The organism is Chryseobacterium artocarpi (assembly GCF_001684975.1).
Taxonomy (GTDB): Bacteria; Bacteroidota; Bacteroidia; order Flavobacteriales; family Weeksellaceae; genus Chryseobacterium; species Chryseobacterium artocarpi.
Genome location: NZ_MAYH01000012.1, coordinates 376,972 through 398,508 on the forward strand (window position 1 = coordinate 376,972; position 21,537 = coordinate 398,508).

The window sequence follows — 21,537 nt, forward strand, 5'->3', positions numbered from 1 at the left end:
GAGATACAATGAACAATAACCGAAGAAGTTTTATCAAAAAATTGGGCATAGCAACAGCCGCACTTGCTGTGAATCCGTTAGAAATAATGGCAAACGATCTGTCCCAAAATAATCATAATCATAAAGTTACCACTAAGCCGATTGTCCTTTCGACCTGGAATTTCGGATTAAAAGCCAACGAAGAAGCCTGGACAGTCCTAGGAAAAGGAGGAAAAGCTCTGGATGCGGTGGAAAAAGGAGTTCGTCTTGTAGAATTGGATCCCAAAGAAAGAAGCGTAGGCTATGGTGGCAGACCTGACAGAGACGGAAGAGTAACACTGGATGCCTGTATTATGGATGATAATTACAATATCGGTTCAGTAGCGTGTCTGGAACATATAAAAAATCCGATTTCTGTGGCAAGAGCAGTAATGGAAAAAACACCTCACGTAATGCTGGTAGGAGACGGAGCATTACAATTTGCCCTTTCACAAGGCTTTAAAAAAGAAAATCTTCTCACCTCCGAATCAGAAAAAGAATGGAAAGAATGGTTAAAAACCAGTCAATATAAACCTATCGCCAATATTGAAAACCACGATACCATTGGAATGATCGCTTTGGATGCTCAAGGAAACCTTTCAGGAGCCTGTACAACCAGCGGAATGGCTTTTAAAATGCATGGCAGGGTAGGAGATTCCCCAATTATCGGTGCAGGGCTGTTCGTAGACAATGAAGTGGGAGCAGCTACAGCAACCGGACATGGTGAAGAAGTTATTAGAACCGTGGGAACGCATCTGGTTGTGGAATTGATGAGACAGGGAAGAAACCCACACGAAGCATGTAAAGAAGCTGTAGAAAGAATTGTAAAGATTAATCAGAGGAGAAATAAAAACCTGAAAGATATTCAGGTAGGTTTTATTGCCATTAATAAAAAAGGAGAATATGGCTCTTACTGTATTCAGGACGGATTTAACTTTGCTGTATATGACCAGAAAGGAAACCGCCTTGAAACACCAGAATTTGCAATAAAATAATATACAGGTTTTTATTGCCATGAATTCACAAATAAATTCATTCGTGTATTCGTAGCTAAAAACTAAAAATATTAAATTTTATTGCACCTTAAAAACAACATCAGGATAAAAAATCCATTGCGCCTTTGCGTAAACCAATAAATAAGATAAATAATTCACAGACCGACAGAATATGAAAAGAATGATGATCGCTTCCCTGTTTTTAATAATAGGATGTAAAGAAGAAAGGAAAGAAGCAGCAGTTACCCAAACAGACCCCGAAGTGAAAGAAAATGTGGTTCCGGAAACGAAGCCTCAGGAAAAGGAATCAGAAGAAGCGAAAAAATGGTTAGAAAAAAATATTGAAGATTACTTTAAATCAGATCTTGGTAGTCTGGATAAAAACATGCAGAAAATAACAACCAAAGATTATTACGACTATAAAACCGATGCTATGAATGTTGATATGGATGTTGACGGAAGTCTTACAGAGCAAGAGTTCAAAGATAAATGGAAGGGGAAATTTGATACTAAAAAAGCAGGGGTAGGAGTTGGATTCTTAATCGCAGGTCAGGACTGGGATAAGGTACAGGTAACAAAATGCGAGCTGATTTCTGAAAATGAAAACAATTATTTGTTTGATGTTATTCTTAATGATAAAGCATTAAAAGCCGTATATCCTGTCAAAGTTAGGTTGAGTAAGGAGAATAATTCTTTCCTGATTGCTGATGTATTGCAAGACACTCCTGAATTTAATTAAAAGATAAAAAATAATGTCAAAAATAGAAATAGCATGTTTTAATCCCGAATCTGCACTTATTGCCTTTGAAAACGGAGCAGATAGGATAGAGCTGTGTGCCGGATTAAGCGAAGGAGGAACAACTCCTGATTTTGAAACTACCAAAAAGCTTAGAGAAAAAATAAACATTCCAATTTATGTGATGATCCGCCCAAGAGGAGGAGACTTTACCTACTCAGAGACTGAATTTGAACAAATGAAAACAGATTTGTCAGCATTAAAATCCTTGAATGTTGATGGCTTTGTATTTGGTATCCTTGATGAAAATGATAAGGTCAATGTAGAGCAGAATAAGACTTTAGTAGATCTTGCATCACCACTTCCTTGTACTTTTCACCGCGCATTTGACAGAGCTGGAAACTTGGAAGATTCTCTTGAAAAAGTAATTGAATGTGGCTTTACAACCATTCTTACATCCGGGCAGAAACCTAATGTCTCTGAGGGAAAAGAAAATCTGCAAAAACTGGTAAATCTTTCCAATGGAAGAATAGAAATTCTTGTCGGCGGAGGGCTTCGTTCCTCAAATATTGAAGGGCTAAGAGACTTTACCAAAGCCGAATATTTTCATTCTTCTGCGATCACGGATGGTGGCTCTTTTGCAAACCCTGATGAGGTGGTTGCATTGAAGAATAAATAATAATTATATACTTCATTTGTCATTCTGAGCGTAGCGAAGAATCTCAAAATATTGTAGAGATTCCTCGTTCCTCGGAATGACAAAACTACCATTAGCCAATAATATAAAAACAAAATTATTGATGAATAAAACTTTCCTTTTTACCTTTCTTTTTATTCAGAGTATACTCTCTGCACAATTTTCAGAAAGAAGCTTATCTTCCTCGAATTGGCAATTTAAAAATTCAAAAGATAAAAACTGGCTGCCGGCAAAAGTTCCAGGTACGGTTCATATGGATCTGATGACCAATAAACTTATCCCTGATCCTTTTAAAGATGAAAATGAAAAAAAAGTGCAATGGGTAGAAAACGAAGATTGGGACTATCAAACCAATTTTGAAGTTTCACCAAAGGAATTTGCATATACCAATATTGATCTTGTTTTTAACGGATTAGATACATTTTCAGAGATTTATCTTAATGGAAAACTGGTAGAGAAAACAGATAATATGTTCCGAAAGTGGGAAATTCCGGTGAAAGACTATATAAAACAAGGAAGTAACCTGTTACAGGTAAAATTTAAATCCGCAGTCAATACTGGAAAAGAACTTGCAAAGAAAGTTCCCTTTACAATGCCCGAATCACCAAGGAGCTTTGTAAGAAAAGCACAGTATCAATTTGGTTGGGATTGGGGACCAAGATTGGTAACGGCAGGAATCTGGAAAGATGTAAAACTTGAATTCTGGCAAAAAGTAAAAATTAAAAATATTCAGGTACAGCAGAAATCTCTAACGGATACTCTGGCTGAGGTCTCTTTTAATATGAATATTTTTGCTGAAGAAGATGGAGAATATTATACATGGTTTAATTTAAACAGAGGACAACGTCGTTTTCACCTTACAAAAGGATTAAATACCATTACATTACCCTATAAAATTAAGAACCCTAAGTTATGGCAACCTAATGGATTAGGAAAACCTGACCGATATGGAACTAAAATTACTTTATATAGCAGTAAAGGACAGATCCTTCGCGATATTCATGTTTCCTATGGTTTGAAAAATGTCGAGCTTATTCAGGAAAAAGATGAAAAAGGAAAATCCTTTTATTTTAAAGTCAATGGAAACCCTTTATACATCAAAGGTACAAACTGGATTCCGGCAGACAGCTTTTCTCCAAGAATTACCAAAGAAAAATACCAGAAACTAATTAAGGCAGCGAAAGAAGCTAATATGAACATGATCAGAATCTGGGGTGGAGGTATTTATGAAGATGAAGAATTTTATAAAGCCTGCGATGAAAACGGGATCATGGTGTGGCAGGACTTTATGTTTGCAGGAAGTTTTTATCCGGCTGACAATGATTTTCTGAATAATGTAAAAGAAGAAGTCAAAGATCAGGTTAACAGGCTTCAAAATCATCCATCCATAGCTTTGTGGTGCGGAAACAATGAAATAGATGAAGCTATTGTCAACTGGGGATACCAGAAACAGTTTAAATATTCAAAAGAAGATTCATTACAGGTTTGGAGCGACTATAAAAAGCTTTTTCACGATGTAATTCCTGCGACATTAAAAGAGAATATTGCTCCGGAGAAAAATTTGTATTGGGAAAGCTCTCCATCAATAGGATGGGGGAACAAAGAAAGCCTTACTCAGGGAGACTCGCATTATTGGGGTGTTTGGTGGGGAGAACAGCCTTTTGAGATTTATAATGAAAAAGTAGGTCGTTTCATGTCTGAATACGGTTTTCAGGGAATGCCCACTTTAGCTACGACAAAATCAATGTTTTCCGGAGTATCAGATTTAGATTTACAAAATCCAACGATCAAGGCTCATGAAAAACACGCCAGAGGCTGGGATATTATCAATGAATACATGAAACGCGATTATCCTGCTACTACAGGCTTTGTGAAATACAATTACATCTCCCAATTGTTGCAGGCAAGAGGAATGCAGATTGCCATTGAGGCTCATCGTCGCGCAAAACCCTATAATATGGGAACTTTATACTGGCAGCTTAATGATTGCTGGCCTGTGGTTTCGTGGTCATCTATTGATTATCTTGGAAATTGGAAAGCATTCCATTATCAGGCAAAAAGAAGCTTTGAACCAGTGTTGATTTCCGTTGCTGAGACCGATAAAACCTATGATATTTACTTTATTAGTGACTTACTGAAAGAGATAAAAGTTGATGCAAAATTTGAGTTGATCGATTTTCAAGGAAAACAACTTTGGAAATCAGCTAAAATCAAGGATTTAAAAGCCAATACAAGTGAGAACATTTTTAGCATCAATAAAACAGAATTGTCTAAGTTTGATCTATCAAAAGCTGTTTTAAAGATCAGTTCTCAAAATGATGGGAATTTATTAGAAAAGCTTTTCTTCTTTAAGAAACCTAAAGACTTAAAACTTTCAAAGCCTAATATCACTATTAAAAAAATCTCTTCAACGGAAATTGAAGTTTCAACTGATGTTTTAGCAAAAGATATTTATCTGATTGGTGATGCTCATTTCAGTGATAATTTCTTTGATCTTTTACCCAATACTTCAAAGAGAATTACACTTTCCAAAGCTTTGGAAAATGTTGAAGTAATGAGTTTGAATGATGTATTTAATAATTAAGAGATTAACTTGCATTAATAGTTATAAATAATTAACCCTTATAGGTTTCTAAAGCTTATAAGGGTTGAATGAACAGAAATAGCTATAAAACTCTCATTAAAAATCATTCTCAAAAAAATAGAGATTTTCCATTCTCACCTCAAAAATCAACCGTAACTTTGCAGGACATTATTTCTTTACAGTTATGGTAAATTTTGTTCTGATTGCAGTGTGCATTATTGCAGGAATGATATTCAAAGCAACAAAATCTATCCACCCGGATGCCCATAAGGGGATCAATACCTGGATTCTTTATCTTGCTCTACCGGCAGTTTCATTTAAATATCTGCCCAAAGTACAATGGACAACGGAAATGCTTTTCCCGATTGCCGCTACATTTTTAATCTCTGTATTCTGTTTCATTTATATGATGTTTTACAGTAAAAGCCGTGGCTATTCAAGGCGGTCCAGAAGTACATTAGAGCTGGCAAGCGGTTACAGTAATACATCCTTTATCGGGTTTCCGTTAATCAGTGCTTTTTATGGGGAAGGATTGTTAAGCATTGCAATTATTTGTGATCAAACTATGTTCTTTGCCCTTTCAACATTGGGAATTATAGCAGCTGTAAAAGGCGGCAGTAAGTCAGGGAAAGTAAGTGCGGTATTCATTTTAAAGCGTCTTATCACATTTCCGCCATTAATAGGCTGTATCTCAGCTTTGGTATTGTCACAATTTATCGATTTTACAGTTGCGGAACCGTTTTTTGATAAATTGGCGGCTACGGTGAGCCCTTTAGCTTTATTCTCAGTAGGTTTACAGTTGAAATTTAACGGATGGAAAAAACTGATCCCTCAGATGTCGGCTTCCATGCTTTATAAACTGATTCTTGCTCCGGCAATTGTTTTAGGAATGGCTTTATTATTGGGAATAAAAGGAGATGTTGCAAAAATTACAGTCTTTGAAGCTGCAATGCCAACATTAGTTACTTCAAGTATCATTGCGGAACAATTCAGATTGAATACAAAACTGACCAATCTTATCATTGGAGTCAGTATCATTGTAGGATTTTTCACTTCGGCGATGTGGTATGAAATCACAGAATTCTTCTTTTAAATTTTCAGTTTTGTGAAGATCGAAATAGTTCAAAAGTTGCAGTTCTCTCAGGAAAAATCTAATTTTACACTTTAAATATTTCCCTTGCAATACGCTCAAATTGTCTTACCGCTGAATTTAAAAGGTTCCTTTACATACAAGGTTCCGGAAGAACTGATGTCTCAAATTCAGTTGGGAATGCGGGTTTTGGTGCCATTTGGAGGGAAAAAGATTTATACGGGAATTGTATTTGAACTTCATGATAACGCCCCGGAAAATTTTGTAGCAAAAGAAGTCATCAGTATTTTGGATGAAAGACCAATACTTCCCGAAGAGCAGATTCATTTCTGGAACTGGCTTTCCGATTACTATTTGTGTAATCTGGGTGAGATTTACAGACTTGCTTTTCCCTCTTCTTTAAAATTGGAAAGCGAAACCTATCTGAAATTGAAGCCTGGTGTTGTCATAGATTTCGAAAACCTCGATGTCAATGAAATGTATCTGGTTCAGGCATTGGAAGTAAGACAGTTGGTAAATCTTACCGATATTGAAGCATTTATTCCCAAAAAAGAAATCATCAAAACCATCAATTCACTTATAGATCTTCAATATATTGAGATTGATGAGAAAATTGCTGAAAAATATAAGGCAAAAGAAGTTGCTTATGTAAAGATCAATGATGAGGTCTTAGGAAATCAGAATCTTACAGAAATTCTTTTAAAACTTAATAAAGCTCCTAAGCAGAAAGATCTGTTTCTTTTTATTTTAGAGAAGCAGACTGAAAAACCAGATCTTCATATCAAAAAGGCTGAGCTGTTTGAGGATGGCTATTTTGGAAGTTCTCATTTTAAAGCACTGGCAGATAAAGGTCTTGTAGAAGAATACTTCATGCAGAAAGACCGAATTGAAAGCTATGAAGGAGAAATTGAAGATATCGAAGAACTTTCAGAGCAGCAGAAAACTGCGAAAGCTGAAATTGACGAAGCATTTCAAGAAGGAAAAAATGTATTACTTCATGGAGTAACTTCATCAGGGAAAACTCATATTTATTTAGAAAAAATAGAAGAATGTATCAGAAATGGTAAAAATGTTCTGTTTTTACTTCCTGAAATTTCTTTGACTAAACAAATTACTCAAAGGCTTGAAAAAAAATACGGCAGGCAACTAGGCTTTTATCATCAGAAACTGACTGATTTTGAAAGAGTGGAAGTGTGGCGACGAATTAAGCAAAATGATATTCGTATCCTTGTGGGAACACGAAATGCTTTGTTTTTACCCTATCAGAACTTGGGATTGATTGTAGTGGATGAAGAACATGATTCCGCTTATAAACCAAGAGAAGTTTCACCCTATTTTAATGCAAGAGATGCGGCTTTGGTATTAGGAAGTCTATACGATGCTGGAGTGATTCTTGGATCTGCGACACCTTCCGTTGAAAGTTATTACCGCGCCAGAAAAGATAAGATGAAATATATTTTCCTGGAAGAAAGATTCGGGAATGTAAATTTACCTGAATATGAACTGATCAATTTCAAAGAAGCTCAGGAATCTAAAAACGTATCAGGGAATTTTTCAACCAGGCTTATCGATGCAATTAAAGCAACAATTAATGATAAAAACCAGGCAATAGTTCTTCACAACAGACGTGGTTATGCGAATGTCGTAGAATGCGAGACCTGTGGTTACGTTAATTATTGCTCCAATTGTGATGTTGTAATGACTTATCACAAAGCAGCCAATGAAATGAAGTGCCATTACTGCGGTCAGAGAGCATCAAAACCGAGAACCTGCCCGAAATGTAATTCCGAGAATCTTAATGAAAGAGGAGTGGGGGTAGAACAGATTCATGAAGAAGTTTCCAAGCTGTTTCCTGAAAATGAGGTAGATAGAATGGATGTAGATTCCATGCGTAAGAAATTTGCTTACGAAAAGCTTTATGAAAAGATAGAGGAGGGAGAAACAGACATCGTGGTAGGAACACAAATGATTTCTAAAGGTCTTGATTTCGATCATATTGAACTGGTGGCAATTCCAAAAGCTGACTCCTTATTATATGTACAGGATTTCAGAGCAGAAGAACGTGCTTATCAATTGATAACGCAGGTTTCCGGTAGAGCGGGAAGGGTTTCCGGAAAAGGGAAAATCCTGATTCAGACCTATAATCCTGATCATTCTGTATTTCAGCTGATCAAGATGAATAATCCTGCTAAGATCTATAAATATATCCTTACAGAGCGTCAGAAGTTTCATTATCCGCCATTTACCAAGCTTATTATGATCGAGATGAAGCATCGAAGAGATGATAAGGTAGACCGTGCATCTCAGTTTTTAGGTTCTATTCTGAGAAAATATCTTCCTGAAGACTGCGTTTTAGGACCTGAAAGAGCTCAGATTGCAAGGCTAAATAATTTATATCAGTTCCAGATTCTCCTTAAATTACCTCGTGGGAAAAACTATGAAAGGTATAAGCAAATGGTTTTGATAAGTTTGAAAGAATTTGACGAAATTACTGCTTATCAAAGCATTAAAAAAGACGTTTTTGTTGATTTTTAACAATTTTTAACAAACTTTACACTCTTTTATAAGACGGCTGTGGTCCGTTATATGACAATAATTTCTACTTTTGGACGTTGATTAAGTGTTTGGCTCTTTTATTGAATGATTTAACTTATCATTTTCTATAAGCTCCAAACTATAGAACAAAAAAAGGATAGATGGTAAATTTCAGAAAATATATTTCAAGTGCAGCGGTGTTGGCTTCCGGTCTTTTCCTGGCTCAATCTACCGTTTCTACTGTTCTTTACTCTCAGAATTACGACAATCAGAAAAGCAGTTTGAATCTTCCTTCACCCGTAAGCTCGGTGGTGGAGAAAACGATGTTGTCGGCTAAAGAACTTGTAGACATTAATGTAAACACAATGATGGCGGACCCTGTATTGAAAAATGCAAACTGGGGATTCGTGGTGTATGATCCGAAAACAAAGAAGGTTATTTCCTCATATAATGAGAGTACCCCATTGGTTCCGGCTTCTACTACAAAATTACTGACCACAGAAACAGCACTGAATCTGTTGGGAGAGAATTATCGTTGGATGACTCAATTGGAGTATTCAGGGACAGTGGATGAAAACGGTACTTTAAATGGAAACCTTTATATTGTAGGAAGCGGAGACCCGTCTTTGGGAACAAACAAAGCAGGAGCATGGTCTTACAGAGACATTATTTCAGATTTCATAGGAGGACTTTCACGTGAGGGAATCAGAAAGGTAAACGGTGATATTATTATTCAGACAGCGCTTTTCAAAGGCAATATTTCAATGCTTCCGGAAAATGTTGTATGGCTAGAAAACAATAATTATTATCTGCCTGTAGGAACAACCAGCGGAATAAACCCAGCTAATGAAAAACTGATCGTAAAAAAAGGTGGTTTCTCTACTGAAAAGAAATTTTTCTACGTTTCACCTTATGCTCATAAAATGGTATATGCTGAAAAGTATGACGGAGACGGAGTTTTAACAACAAAACTTCCTGAAGCTCCAGCTTATTTAGCAAACAGCTTCAGAACAACATTGGTGAAAAGCGGAATTCCTGTGACCGGAAAAGTAACGCCTAAAATGACAGATGCTTCCCCTGAAAACAGAAAAATGCTTTCTGCTTATAAATCTCCTACGTTAAGTGATATTGTATATTATACTAACCAGCGTAGTGATAATTCATTGGCGGAAGCTCTGTTGAGAACAGTAGGATTTCAGAAATTGGGTGACCAGACTTCAGAAACAGGTAGAGGAGTTGTTACAGAGCACTTAAAAGAAGCAGGTTTTGATATGTTAGGTCTTAACTATATCGATGGAAGCGGTCTTTCAAGAAGTAATAATGTAACTCCTATTTCTCAGGTGAAATTCTTAACATCTTTAATGGAAGAAAAATATTATAGATGTTATTTAACTTCTCTTCCAATTGGTGGGCAATCCGGGACATTGAAAAGAATGTTCCTTGGAGAAGGAAACGGACAGATTTTTGCTAAAACAGGGACTCTGAATAAAGTGAAAACATTAGCCGGATATCTGAAAACAAATTCCGGTAAAACTTTGGTTTTTTCCTTAATGGTTAATAACTACTCAGGATCTGTAGATATGGTAAAGAAAAGAATGGAAAAAATTCTGGAGCCTGCTCTGGAACTTTAAAATGTTTATTTTATATATTATAAGAACCTTTTAATCAACGATTAAAAGGTTTTTTTTATATTTGAATGATACAAGATTTCTGCATATGAAAAAAGTTTACTTATTAATGTTGAGCATATTGATTGCTCATCACTTTTATGGTCAAAAGACGGATCACAATATAGAAATGAAAGGGCTGAGAGAAAAGGAAATGAAGTCCTTTGCCAATAGAATGGGAATTGGAAGCGTGAACCCCAATACCCTGAATTATGATCTGCGCTATCAAAGAATGGATGTAAGTTTAGATCCTGCATTCAATAATATTTCAGGTTCTGTAACTTCTCATTTTAAGCCTAATCAGAACATGGGCAGTATTTACTTTGACCTTACGAATGTATTGACGGTTTCACAAGTACAATATCATGGAAATAGTATCCCTTTTCAGCAGCTTTCTACCAAAGAAATTAAAATAGATTTTCCAGCTTCTATTCCTGCTAATACCCTAGATTCACTTACTATTCATTATTCCGGAACTCCTGATCCTGTAAATGGTACAGTAAAAACAGGAACGCAGGGACCAGGAGTGAGCACACCTGTACTTTCAACCTTAAATGAACCATATGGAGCTCAGGACTGGTTCCCAACCAAACAAAGTTTAAATGATAAAATTGAAAGATTTGATTTTAAAATTACAACTCCATCACAATATAATGTCGCAGCAAATGGTAAATTGATGTCAGAGATCATTACTCCGGCTACAGGAAAGAAGCTTACTTTCTGGAGAACAATGTATCCTACACCTGCTTACCTTATTGCATTGGGTATTACTACTTATACAAAGATCAATGATGTGATTGGAAATCCGCCGTTCCCGTTTGTTAATTATGTTTATCCGTCAACAGCTGCTGACCCGGTGAAAATGTCCAATATCGATCAGACAAAACAAATAATGAATGTCTTCGAGAACTATTTCGGTCCATATCCTTTCCGGGATGAAAAATACGGACACATGGAATACCTGAATGGAGGCGGAATGGAACACCAGACTATGTCATCAATGGGAGGTTTTGCAAAAAGTCTTATCGCTCATGAGCTGGCACATCAGTGGTTCGGAGATAAAGTAACTTGTGGAGCATGGAATGACATCTGGCTGAATGAAGGATTTGCAACCCTTGGAGAACATGTAGCCAATGAAAAACTGCTTATGACCAATGCCGAATTCATGAATTACCTTTCCGGGCAGATCAGTATGATTACAAGCAGCGTAGGAGGTACGACATATGTTCCTGATTCTGGTCTTAACAATATCTATAGAATTTTCGACAGCAGACTGACTTATGCTAAAGGAGGTTATATATTGAGAATGATCAAATGGAAACTTGGTGATGATGCTTTTTATCAGGCACTTAAAGACTATCTTGGAAAACCGGAATTGGCTTATAATTATGTTAGAACATCTGATTTTAATGCTTCTTTGTTACAGTCTACGGGAATAGATTTTACAGAATTTTTTAATGATTGGCTGTATGGTGAAGGATATCCTACCTACAACATCAAATGGAAACAAGCAGGAAATCAACTGGTTTTTAATGTTTCTCAAACCCAAAGTATGCCCTCTGTAAGTTTTTTTGAAATGCCTTTGCCTATTAAAGTAAACGGAACTGGCGGACAAACTGCGTATTTTGCACTTAATAATACTTCAAACAACCAATACTTTTCAGAAACAGTTCCTTTTCCGGTTTCAAGCATTCAGTTTAATTATGACTATCAGATTTTACATAAAAACTCTACGGTAGTTCAGGATAATACATTGAGTGTTTCTTCGGTAGATAAAGATCATTTTGGCTTATATCCAAATCCTGCAAAGAATGAACTTTACCTTAAAGGGATTGATAAAGCTACAGAGTATTCCATTCATGGAGTAGACGGACGGTTAATAAGAACATCTGTTTATCAGCCAGGAAAAGCAATAGGAATAGCAGAATTGATTCCCGGAACATATGTCTTCACAGTGAAGGAAAAAAATATTAAGTTTATTAAACATTAAATAATTAAAAGAAGCTTTCAGATTTGAAAGCTTCTTTGTTTTTTTGCCGCTTTTGCTCCGCGTTCCCTGGCTTTTTTTATCTTATAATTAAACCATTTCTCTTTAAATAGATTTCTCATAAGGTTGTCAAAATTTCTTGTTACCACCAGATTTTTAAAACCTCGCCATTTCTCAAGAAGACTTGAAGGGAGTGCCTGTACAGAAACAGAATATCCTCCGGTTTCATATTGAATATAATGCCACCATCCGGACGGGATGTATAACGTTTCACCGGGATGAAGAACAGCTTCATATCCTTGTAAATAAAGAAGAGCAGGGTAGGCTCTGTAATCCGGGTCTTTTATATTAGGTAAGCTGTGGAAATTATAAGGTAATTTATACATCAGATCAGATTGTTCCCATGGAAAAAGCCAGATCTTTTTAATTCCATGAAACTGAGTAATGAAAACATGGGACATGTCAATATCAATATGGTTTCTTGTAGCTGAACCTTCTCCACCGAAAAACATAAAAGGCAGCCATTTCAATATTTTCCCGTTGGTGACATCGTTATAGATAAGATCATCTTTTAATTCAGGTTTGATAGTCAGTAAATTAAATAAAAAAAGGCGGTGTTCCGTAGGAGTAGAATCTATAAGGTCCAGATATTCTGAAAATGTACTTTGTGCAATAGGCTGGCTTGCAACTCTGTTCAGAGAATCAATTTCATTGCCATAAATATTCACTTTTTGGTCTCCCGCAATTTCCTTGAAATATTCAAAGTTCCATTTTTTAAAGGCTGGGCTTTCAGAATCCACAAAATCCTCAAGAATAATAGGAATGCGTGGCTTCATGTGTTCATTTAGGAATCTTCTCGAATTGATCTTATTTGTTTTCTGTACCGGAATCAGTTTCATACTCTGAAATTTTAAACAAATATAAATATTATCCTACTAAATTAGTGGACTAATTATGTTAAAAACTGAAATTTTAGAATTAAGCTTATAAAAGGTTTTATTTTACTGCCTTTTTAGTAAATTAGCACATCTAAAAAATTACTAAAAATGATTTCTGAAAAATACCTTCAACATTTACAGAACGAACTTCAAAATATTGAGAACGACGGACTTTACAAAAGAGAAAGAATCATCACATCTCAACAGAGTGCTGAAATAGAAGCGAACGGAAAAAAGCTTTTGAACTTCTGTGCTAACAATTACCTTGGATTATCAAACCATCCGGAGGTAATGAAAGCTTCTCAGGACATGATCCAGTCACATGGTTACGGAATGTCTTCTGTACGTTTTATCTGCGGAACACAGGATATTCATAAAGATTTAGAGAAGAAAATTGCTGAATTCTTAGGTCTTGAAGATACTATCCTTTACGCAGCTGCTTTTGATGCGAATGGAGGTGTTTTTGAACCGTTATTCACTGATGAGGATGCTATTATTTCAGATGAATTGAACCATGCTTCTATCATTGATGGTGTTCGTCTTTGTAAAGCAGCAAGATACCGTTACAAAAACAATGATATGGCTGATCTTGAAGCACAGTTAATTGCTGCTTCAGAAAAAAATCACCGTTTCAAAATTATCGTAACTGACGGAGTTTTCTCTATGGATGGTATCGTTGCTGATCTTAAAGGGGTTTGTGACCTTGCGGATAAATATGATGCATTGGTAATGGTGGATGATTCTCACGCAACAGGTTTCATCGGAAAAACAGGTCGTGGAACTCACGAAGCTAATGAGGTAATGGGTAGAGTAGATATTATTACCTCTACTTTAGGAAAGGCTCTTGGTGGTGCTTTAGGAGGTTTTACTTCCGGTAAAAAAGAAATCATCGATATGCTGAGACAACGTTCTCGTCCTTACTTATTCTCCAATTCACTAGCTCCTGGAATTGTAGGTGCTGCGTTGAAAGTGTTGGATATGATTTCTGACGATACTACATTACGTGATAAAGTAATGGAAAATGCAGACTATTTCAGAACGGAAATGAAGGCTAAAGGTTTTGATATTCCTGACGGTGATGCTGCTATCGTTCCTGTAATGCTTTACGATGCTCCACTTTCTCAGAAAATGGCTGAAAAACTAATGGACGAAGGAATCTATGTGATTGGCTTCTTCTATCCTGTAGTACCAAAAGGGAAAGCGAGAATCAGAGTTCAGTTATCTGCAGCTCATACAAAAGAGCATTTGGATAAAGCAATTGCTGCTTTTGAAAAAGTAGGAAAAGAATTAGGGGTTATTTCTTAAGATAAAAAATCAACATTTATAAAATAAAAACAGGGTTTCTGATAGTACAGAAATCCTGTTTTTTTTATGAAAAGTATTCATTATCATATTAGTCATCATAGAGAAAGAACAGACCAGGTTTTACATCTCTCTTTAAGTATATTAAAAAAAATGTCAATAGTAAAGTTGTAGTTAGTATTTTTTAACTGTTAAATGAATTCAGTTAAAAATGTTATTGCTGAATAGATGATAATATAATATATTTGAAACATTCATTCTAATAACCGTTTTGTGAAAAAATATTTACTTATTTCTATCTTTTTTAGTTTTTTTGAAATAATTAATGCTCAATCTAATGATTATAAATCAATAATTACCATAAGTGCTTTTGCTCCTTTTCGTGACCAACGCTATAATATAGGCTATATGCGGAAAATAAATGAAAGATGGTGGGTGGGAACCGAATTGGCATATGGAACCAGTAAAATAACTCCCGTAAGTATTGACCATTTTGAAGGGAAAAACAGAATTTTTGAGATAAAACCAGAAGTTTTTTACAGCCTGGCTCCACAATCAAGATTAAAACATTTTGTATCAGCAGAAGTTTTCTATTTAAATCAAATAGGAAAAGAAATTTCAGGAAAATATTATGATGAAAATGATGTTTACTATTCTTTTAGTTCAGCAGATTATAAAAGAACTAAATATGGATTAAATATTAACTACAGTATTTTGCTTCATAAAGAGTCTTCATGGTTTGGCTTTATGCCTAAAATAGGCTTTGGTATCAGACAAAGGAATATTTCTTACAATAATATGATAGGAAGGGAAGAAGAAGATGCTCCCAGAGATGGTCTTCCTTTTGATTATCATTTAAATCAGCAGGGCTCTAATCTACGTTTCAATTTTAATGTTGACATGAAATTCATTTTCAAATTCTAAAAAATCCTTAAACTTTATTATTCGAAGCTAAAGATTTTAGATTAAATTCTCTTTTTTTCCGAAATAAGCTATCTTTGCAAACAAATTTTTAGGATGCTGTATACCATCATCAAAGCGCTGCACATTATTTTTATGGTTAGTTATTTTGCGGGGATTTTTTATCTCGTAAGAATTTTCGTGTACTATAAAGATACCGACGAATTTTCGGAAGAAAAGAAGAAAATTTTGAGGGAACAATATACATTCATGGCGAGAAGGCTGTGGAATATTATCACGGTTCCTGCCGGTGTTATCATGGCAGTTTGCGGGCTGGTAATGATCTGCATTACTCCTGCATTATTAAAAATGCCATGGTTTCATCTAAAACTGACTTTCCTGATCGGGCTTGCTATTTATCATTACTGGTGCTGGAAAAAAGTACTTCATTTAAAGGCTTTAAATGGAAATACCTTAGAAACGGCAAACATTAAACTGAGACAAGCGAACGAGATTGCTACTTTCATTTTATTTCTGGTAGTCTTTACCGTGATATTGAAATCTATGGCAATTGAATACTGGTGGCAATTAATTTCAGGATTTTTCGTTCTTGTATTTCTGATCATGATGACTGTAAAACTTGTTAATAAGAATAAAAAAAAGAAATAATTGTAAAAGAGCCGATAAATCTCTTTATACATCTTACTAAAAAACTATGATTGCAATTTTAAAGAAAGAACTTTGGAGTTACTTTGGAAACTGGAGCGCATGGGTGATTATTGCCGCTTTCAGTTTAATAGGAACTCTTTTCCTGTTCTTTTTCGACAACGATTCTAATATTTTTGAGATCGGGGCAGCATCGCTGCAAAGCTATTTTGTATTGGTTCCATGGCTGTTGATGTTTATCATTCCGGCTCTTTCCATGAAAACTTTTGCTGAAGAACAACAAACGGGAACATTGAACTGGCTTTTTTCACAGCCGTTAAAAGTTTCAGAATTGATAGCAGGAAAATTCCTTTCAGTATGGATTGTAGGTGTTTTATGCCTTATTCCATCACTCATTTATCTTTATACCGTATATGTTTTAGGAGTTCCGGCTGGAAATATTGATCTGGGAATGACCTTCGGAAGTTATATCGGGCTGATTATTTTAATCGCAGCATTTTCAGGAGTTGGAATTTTAGCCTCTTCATTATCTCAAAACCAGATTATGGCTTATCTGTTGGGTGTTTTCATGTGCTTTATCATGTATTTCGGAATCGAGCAGCTGGCAAGCTATAAATTGTTGGGAGGTGCAGATTTTATCCTTCAGAATATAGGCTTCTACCAGCATTTCCTTGGCTTTACAAGAGGTCTTGTAGATGTAAAAGATGTTGCTTACTTTATTCTAGTAATCGGGGCTTCATTAGTATTGTCTAATCATTTTATTAACAAAAAGAAGTAGAATTATGAAGAAGATCAATGCTAAATCTCCACTTGGGATTTTCTTATTTGCTATTATTCCTTTAGTCATTATTCTTACCTATTCAGGGATTAGATTAGATTTAACAAAGGAAAAAAGATATACCCTTTCAGACAGTACTATTAAAGTATTGGAATCTGTTAAAAAACCTTTAACCGTAGAAGTTTACCTTGAAGGAGACTTTCCGGCAAGCTTTAAACAGCTTCAGGGAGAAACAAAGTTTATGTTGGAAGAATTCCGAAAAGTGAACCCAAAGATTGATTTTAAATTTATCGATCCGCTAAAGTCCAAAATGTCTAATGATAGTCTGGCTGCGATGGGAATGCAACCTTCATACCTTCCGGATTCTAAAGATGGAAAGTTTACTCAGATTACCATTTTCCCATATGCGGTTATCAAATATGACAAAGCAGGAGTTTCTATTCCGTTAATTGTACAACAGTCTGGTATTGACGCTGACCAGCAGCTTACAAGATCCATTGAAGGATTGGAGTACAGTTTGGTTTCAAATATTAAAAATATTGCGGCAGATAAAAGAAAGAAAGTTGGAATTCTTGTAAATCAGGATGAATTGAGCCCAGATGAATTTCAAGGTTTTGTACAGCTGGCAATGGAAAACTACGATGCAGGTCCTGTTATTCCTAAAAATCAAACGGAGCTTACTCTTGAAGACCTTCCTTTATTAAAACAAATGAGTGCGTTGGTGATTGCAAAACCAAGAAAAGCTTTCACGGATAATGAAAAAGTGATCCTTGATCAATATATCATGAATGGCGGGAAAACTCTTTGGATGATTGATGCCGTAAATGCTGAAATGGATACACTGACGAGATCTAAAAAGGTAATGCCTTTCCCGATTGATGTTAATATGACAGACTTTTTCTTCAATTACGGTTTGAGAATCAATACTGCTTTGGTAAAAGATGTAAAGAAATTTGCCTTATTGAAGCTGGTAACAGGAGAGGTGAGTGGTAATCCGCAGTTTACAAGCCTTCCTTGGCCTTATTACCCACTTGGGATTGCTGAAGATAATAATCCGATTACAAAAAATATCAATCCTGTAAAATTTGAATTCCCGACATCCATTGATACATTAGGAGGAAGAAAGAATATCAAAACAAAAGTTCTTTTTGAATCCAGTGAAAGAACATTATTGAAGCAGGTTCCCAACTATGTTGACCTTAAAGAAATAGCAAGTGTAGACAGCCTTGGACAAATGGAAAAGCCAAGTACACCGAAGATCTTTGCCGTAGCACTGGAAGGAAAATTCAATTCTGCATATGCTTCAAGGATTGAAAGAAAATCTTATCCCGGATTTAAAGCATCCAGCCCTGAAAATAAAATGATCGTAATTGCTGACGGAGATGTTGGAAGAAACAAAGTAATCAAAGGGAAACCACTTCCGCTGGGAGTTGATATGCTGACAAACGAGCAGTTCGGAAACGAGCAATTCCTTAGAAATGCATTAGATTATCTATTGGATGACAGTAATCTGATGGAATTAAGAAACAGAAACATCGAAGAAAGACTTCTTGACAGACGTAGAATAGAAGAAGAAAGAACAAATTGGCAATGGCTGAATCTATTACTTCCATTGGTTATTATTGGTTTAATCGGCGGGCTATTCTTCTGGTTGAGAAAGAAGAAATTTGGTTAAAAAAATAAAAGAGAAGCAATTTGCTTCTCTTTTTTATTGATATCAGTTAATTCTTTTTATGATCCAGTTTCATTTGATACTTTTCCAACACATTCCATATTCCGTAAAAAGCATCATTCCCTTTTTTATCAGAGAAATTAGTATTGAAGATCATAATTCGTCCCAGGTTATTTTTAGTATCAAAAAACATCATAGACATTACCCCTGGATCTCCGCCGGTATGACCTATATAGCCTGTATAACCAAATCCAATGAATATTCCTGAATTATAAGATTCGCTGTATGGGTTTTTGTCATTTCGATCAATGAAATTGGATGCTTTAAGCTGTGGAGTAAAATATTCCTTATAGCTTTTTTGTGATAAAATCGTTCCTTTCCCATGATATCCTTTGATCAGTTCAGTTAAATATTTGCTCAAATCATTAATGCTGGTGATCATGCCACCGTCGGGATACGTAGCTGATTGATAATAGGGAAGAAGAGTATTGGGATTCTCGTAAAGTTTAGAGAATTTCGAAAGCTGAATGTCTTCAAACTTCCAGCCTGAATCATTCATCTGTAAGGGCTTTAGAATATATTTCTTTGTAAAAGCACTAAACTCCTGTCCTGTTGCGCGTTCTACAATAAATGCAGCTAAAGCGGTTCCCACATTAGAATATTCATAAATTGCCCCTGGCTGATGAGACGAAAAACTATCTTTATTCCATTTTCCGTTTTCTGATAAAGCATTTTTCAAAAAAGTACTCATCGTAATAATAGAATTTGAGGGATTGAATACCTGTTCATCATCAAAATTAAGCTTGGCTTCCTTTAAATCCTGATTAGGTTTCAGAAAATAATTTTTAGATAAATAAAATTCATTGTCAAGAATTGACGAAGTATGAGTGGCAAGCTGACGGATTGTAATATTGGTTTGTGGAAAATGAGGGTTAAATACTTTAAATGGTAAATATTTCTGGATAGGATCATCCAGCTTCAGTTTTCCAAGTTCCTGAGCTTTCAGAATAGCAATTCCTACAAATGTTTTTGATACAGAAGCTATATTTTGTATTGTATTTTCAGAATAAGGTTTTCTTTCTTTTATATCTGAAAAGCCAAAGCCTTCTTGATAAAGAGTGGTCTGATCATTCACAACAGAAACCGAAAATCCATTGAAATGCCCCTGTTGATAGATTGTATTTATTTCTGCACGTAAAGAGTCATTGACTTTTTGATAAGTAATATTACCCATATTTCCAGTGGTTTGGCAAGAAATAGACAAAGGAATGATTACAAGAAACAATAAATACTTTTTCATATGTTTTTAATAATAAGACACTTATTGGATGTGTTTTGTTACACAATAAAGTTAGAAAATAAAAAGACTGCTTCATAGAAACAGTCTTTTATAGTTGATTTCCATATCTGTCAATAAACAGAAGATGAAAAATCTTAATTTATCTTTCCAATACAGGGATAATATGTTCCCAGTTCAGTTGTTTCGCATAATCTAATGCTGTTTTACCTGCTTTAGACTGGATACTTTTGTCTGCTCCAGCTTTCAGGGCAACCTCTACAATTGTTAAGTTGCCTGCGATGGTTTCTCTGTGAAGCAATGTAAGACCATCTTCATCACTATGCTTTAATTCATCAGGATTTTGTTGTAAAAACTCAAGAAATTTTTCCTTCATGTTGATACTCATCGGGTGTTCAACAAGGTTTTCAGGTTCTTCAGTCTGTTTGTTAACAATCTGAATATCATTAAAATCCCCAAAGTCTAGCTGCCATGCATTATCATGATCTTTTCTTTCTGAAGAAGACATATCTGAACGCATTTTCTGGATGGTAAAACCACCATATGTTTTTGGAAGAGGTTCTGATGATGATGAAAATAATTTAGAAAGTCCCTTAGGCTTCTGAACACTCGGTGTAATTGCAAAAAGCCAGTCACTGATATCAGTAAGAGGAATTTCAACATAGTCTCCAACCTGTACGTTTTTTAACGTATTGGGCTCGTTGATCAGGTAGCCTTTGATACTATCACCATCAAAAGAAACATCATTGATCCACATATGCTCAACATCTAATTCTCCAGCTTCGTTTTTTTCTGAAAAAGCCACCTTCACACATGATACATTAAGCCCCGGGATAATTCTTCTGTATTCCCATGATTGCTCACGCCAGAAATATTTAAAAGTTTCCTGTGCCTTCTTAAATGCATTGATCATTTCAGGATCATTTCCATCAGCGAAAAAGATTGAGTTTTCTTCCATATAATAATTAGGTTTGTTTGATCTTAGCGGTTAAGACTCGTGATCCTGATATGCTTCTTGGGGAAGCAATACCGCTGTTTTATAATAACTGATATCTACAGGGAAGTGCTCCTGAAGTTCCTGAAATGTTTCATATTCATAATGAGCCCAATTTTGCTCATTTTCAGGATCTACTGTTTTATCAATAGCAAGTTCCAGTTTTCCATCTTCCTGATAACTGCATTCTATTGCTGCATATTTTTCACCGTTTTCATCAATGGTATACCAGCATTTTACGGTTTTCTCAAGTTGTGGTTCCTGGGTTTCATTATCAACTACCTGTGAGCATATGAAATTTTCAGGATCATCTGCCTTAAAAACCGTTTTGGATACTAAAGGCTGCTCGTCTACAGATAATGAATAAAGTTTATTGGTAGAAATAATGAATCCATCAGCAGATTCTCTTTTTTCAATGTCAAAGAAATCAGATTTTTCCTTCAGATAATTAAGAACTTCTTCCTCGTTATCGCCTTCACTTAAGAAGTAATTGATGTTGTATATACTGTCATCATTGATGAACTCAATTTCTTTCAGTATATCAGAATCACTTTCATAATAATACAGATGATACTCATCTAATTTCACAGCACTGCTTTTGGAGATAACTTCTCCAAAAATGTTTTTGTACACTTTTCTCATTTTTAATCATGTTATTTAGTTTCATCTATTAGTTTAAGT

General features: G+C 35.4%; 17 protein-coding genes. 13 read left to right on the forward strand and 4 right to left on the reverse strand.

What is annotated here, in order from left to right:
* The first annotated feature begins 8 nt into the window (after positions 1 to 8).
* From BBI01_RS06180 to BBI01_RS06215, 8 genes are all read left to right on the forward strand, one after another.
* A complete protein-coding gene (locus BBI01_RS06180; protein WP_065393799.1) occupies positions 9 to 1,013 on the forward strand; it encodes an isoaspartyl peptidase/L-asparaginase family protein in 1,005 nt (334 codons plus the stop codon).
* A gap of 172 nt (positions 1,014 to 1,185) precedes the next feature.
* Complete coding sequence (locus tag BBI01_RS06185; protein WP_065393800.1) at positions 1,186 to 1,752, forward strand: hypothetical protein; 567 nt, start codon at positions 1,186 to 1,188, stop codon at positions 1,750 to 1,752.
* Positions 1,753 to 1,765: 13 nt separating this feature from the next.
* Positions 1,766 to 2,428, forward strand: coding sequence for a copper homeostasis protein CutC (locus tag BBI01_RS06190; RefSeq protein WP_065393801.1), 663 nt, complete (start codon positions 1,766 to 1,768; stop codon positions 2,426 to 2,428).
* Between the two features lie 121 nt (positions 2,429 to 2,549).
* Positions 2,550 to 5,030 (forward strand): beta-mannosidase, encoded by a 2,481-nt coding sequence (locus BBI01_RS06195; protein ID WP_065394141.1) that lies wholly within the window; start codon positions 2,550 to 2,552, stop codon positions 5,028 to 5,030.
* A gap of 184 nt (positions 5,031 to 5,214) precedes the next feature.
* The gene (locus tag BBI01_RS06200) at positions 5,215 to 6,123 is read left to right on the forward strand and encodes an AEC family transporter (RefSeq protein ID WP_065393802.1); all 909 of its coding nucleotides are present in this window, start codon (positions 5,215 to 5,217) and stop codon (positions 6,121 to 6,123) included.
* An 84-nt stretch (positions 6,124 to 6,207) separates the two neighbouring features.
* Complete coding sequence (gene priA, locus BBI01_RS06205) at positions 6,208 to 8,655, forward strand: replication restart helicase PriA (protein WP_065393803.1); 2,448 nt, start codon at positions 6,208 to 6,210, stop codon at positions 8,653 to 8,655.
* Positions 8,656 to 8,816: 161 nt separating this feature from the next.
* Entirely contained in the window at positions 8,817 to 10,286 is a 1,470-nt protein-coding gene (gene dacB / locus BBI01_RS06210; protein ID WP_065393804.1) for a D-alanyl-D-alanine carboxypeptidase/D-alanyl-D-alanine endopeptidase, read from the forward strand.
* Between the two features lie 85 nt (positions 10,287 to 10,371).
* Positions 10,372 to 12,312 (forward strand): M1 family metallopeptidase, encoded by a 1,941-nt coding sequence (locus BBI01_RS06215; RefSeq protein ID WP_065393805.1) that lies wholly within the window; start codon positions 10,372 to 10,374, stop codon positions 12,310 to 12,312.
* 17 nt (positions 12,313 to 12,329) lie between these two features.
* On the opposite strand, the gene BBI01_RS06220 is transcribed toward BBI01_RS06215, so the two are convergent.
* Positions 12,330 to 13,208: a cupin-like domain-containing protein gene (locus BBI01_RS06220; RefSeq protein ID WP_065393806.1), complete on the reverse strand. Its 879-nt coding sequence runs from the start codon at positions 13,206 to 13,208 to the stop codon at positions 12,330 to 12,332.
* A gap of 147 nt (positions 13,209 to 13,355) precedes the next feature.
* On the opposite strand from BBI01_RS06220, the gene kbl reads away from it, so the two are divergent.
* The 5 genes from kbl to gldG all read left to right on the forward strand — a co-directional run bounded on the left by kbl (position 13,356) and on the right by gldG (position 18,568).
* Entirely contained in the window at positions 13,356 to 14,552 is a 1,197-nt protein-coding gene (kbl, locus tag BBI01_RS06225) for a glycine C-acetyltransferase (RefSeq protein ID WP_065393807.1), read from the forward strand.
* A gap of 405 nt (positions 14,553 to 14,957) precedes the next feature.
* On the forward strand, positions 14,958 to 15,473 hold the full coding sequence (locus BBI01_RS06230; protein ID WP_065393808.1) for a hypothetical protein: 516 nt from the start codon (positions 14,958 to 14,960) through the stop codon (positions 15,471 to 15,473).
* A gap of 93 nt (positions 15,474 to 15,566) precedes the next feature.
* Positions 15,567 to 16,118, forward strand: a complete 552-nt coding sequence (locus tag BBI01_RS06235; RefSeq protein ID WP_065393809.1) for a CopD family protein — start codon at positions 15,567 to 15,569, stop codon at positions 16,116 to 16,118.
* Between the two features lie 46 nt (positions 16,119 to 16,164).
* A complete protein-coding gene (locus BBI01_RS06240; protein WP_065393810.1) occupies positions 16,165 to 16,893 on the forward strand; it encodes an ABC transporter permease in 729 nt (242 codons plus the stop codon).
* A gap of 4 nt (positions 16,894 to 16,897) precedes the next feature.
* Positions 16,898 to 18,568: a gliding motility-associated ABC transporter substrate-binding protein GldG gene (gene gldG, locus BBI01_RS06245; protein ID WP_065393811.1), complete on the forward strand. Its 1,671-nt coding sequence runs from the start codon at positions 16,898 to 16,900 to the stop codon at positions 18,566 to 18,568.
* Positions 18,569 to 18,614: 46 nt separating this feature from the next.
* Here gldG and BBI01_RS06250 read toward each other — a convergent pair whose 3' ends face one another.
* The 3 genes from BBI01_RS06250 to BBI01_RS06260 form a co-directional block, all read right to left on the reverse strand.
* The gene (locus BBI01_RS06250) at positions 18,615 to 19,865 is read right to left on the reverse strand and encodes a serine hydrolase domain-containing protein (protein ID WP_065393812.1); all 1,251 of its coding nucleotides are present in this window, start codon (positions 19,863 to 19,865) and stop codon (positions 18,615 to 18,617) included.
* 139 nt (positions 19,866 to 20,004) lie between these two features.
* Positions 20,005 to 20,820, reverse strand: a complete 816-nt coding sequence (locus BBI01_RS06255) for a DUF2314 domain-containing protein (RefSeq protein ID WP_065393813.1) — start codon at positions 20,818 to 20,820, stop codon at positions 20,005 to 20,007.
* A 30-nt stretch (positions 20,821 to 20,850) separates the two neighbouring features.
* A complete protein-coding gene (locus tag BBI01_RS06260) occupies positions 20,851 to 21,498 on the reverse strand; it encodes a hypothetical protein (RefSeq protein ID WP_065393814.1) in 648 nt (215 codons plus the stop codon).
* Positions 21,499 to 21,537: the final 39 nt, after the last annotated feature.